Source organism: Tistrella bauzanensis (genome assembly GCF_014636235.1).
Lineage (GTDB): Bacteria > Pseudomonadota > Alphaproteobacteria > Tistrellales > Tistrellaceae > Tistrella > Tistrella bauzanensis.
In genome coordinates this window covers 1-1,366 of record NZ_BMDZ01000176.1, presented here as the reverse complement: position 1 = coordinate 1,366, position 1,366 = coordinate 1, and the positions used below count along the sequence as shown (strand labels likewise).

Annotated in this window: 1 protein-coding gene; it reads left to right on the top strand. The window is 66.4% G+C overall.

All coding sequences use genetic code 11. The features are described from left to right. The first annotated feature begins 448 nt into the window (after nucleotides 1-448). Nucleotides 449-1,312 carry a hypothetical protein gene (locus IEW15_RS25415; protein ID WP_188583322.1) on the top strand — a complete coding sequence of 288 codons (864 nt, stop codon included), beginning with the start codon at nucleotides 449-451 and terminating at the stop codon, nucleotides 1,310-1,312. The last annotated feature ends 54 nt before the right edge of the window (nucleotides 1,313-1,366 follow it).

The following is a 1,366-nucleotide window of genomic DNA, read 5'->3' as shown; positions in this document are numbered from 1 at the left end:
GGCCAGGCGCAAACTTGCTACGTGGGACACACAATACCTCATGGCGGCTCTGCAAGCGCGTTAACCTGGACTCGTTGCCCTGGACGGCGGGAGACCGTGGAAGATGCAGGTCATGCACAAGGTCCGCCTGCCTGTCGCCCCCGTGTTCAGATGCCTGTCGCCCCCGTGTTCAGATGATTGTGAGCCCCTCCAGGCCGGTGTCATGGTTCGCGAAACAATCGTTAACCATACCGGCCGGCATCACGGGCCACGCGACGGGGGCACACGCACATGAAGATGTCCATCCGGCTGAGGGGAACCGCCTCGCTGGCGGCAATCGCGGTCGCCATGTCGGCGACCGGCGCATCGGCACAGGCGATCATCGACAACGGCACGGTTCAGCTCGGCATCAACCCGGAAGGCAATCTTGTGGTGCCGGGCTCCGGCTCTCCGCCGGTGGGCCTGACCTATGCGGCCCGGCGCCGGCGAAGCCCTGGGACCAGGCTGTGCCTGCGAAAGCTGGGGCATCGCCGATATCGGCACGGACCTGTTTGGCAAAGCGGGCGAGAGTTTCGGCACGGCCAATATCGATTCGACCGGCGCAGACCTCACCGTCACCGGTACCGGCACCGCCGCCGGATCAACCGGCACCGCCGCGCGATCGGTGGTCAGCGTCGTCGAACCCGGCGCCGGCGGCCGGGTTCTGCGGGTCACCCATGACTTCAAGACCATCGACGGCGTGGACAACCTGTATCGGGTCGATGTCACCGTGAAGAACATCACCGCCACGGCGGCCGGCGATGTCGCGCGGCTGATCTATCGCCGGGCCATGGACTGGGACATTCCGCCCACCCAGTTCAGCGAGGTGGTCACCCTGCAGGGCTGGCCTGCCAGCAAGCTGATCGCCTCCAGCAATAACGGCTTCGCCGATGGCAATCCCAACACGCCCCAGGGCGACATCGCCGGCACCGGCGCCGTGGTGAACGGCAACTTCACCAATGCCGGCCCCTCCGACCACGGTGCCGTGTTCGACTTCGACTTCGGCAGCGTGCCGGCCGGCGAGGACATCACCTTCACCATCTATTACGGTGCCGCCGGCAACGAGGCCGAGGCGCTGGAGGCGCTGAAAGCCGTCGGTGCTGAAATCTATTCACTGGGCAAGCCGCGCGACGGCGCCGGCAGCGATGCCGAGGCCGGCACGCCCAACACCTTCATCTTCGCCTTCGCCGGCGTCGGGGGCACGCCGATCGGTGGCGGCGGCAGCGGTGGTCCGACCATCGGCCATGCCAATGCCTTCCGGCAGATGGGCACCTCCATTTACCCGCTGATGTGATCGGGTTGAGGATCCGAGGCGGCACTTTGGGTGAAGCTCGCGTCAGGCATGGGG

Bases quoted from the DNA above. Each gene is read 5' to 3' on its own strand.
- IEW15_RS25415 (WP_188583322.1), top strand. From the start codon at position 449: ATGCGGCCCGGCGCCGGCGAAGCCCTGGGACCAGGCTGTGCCTGCGAA.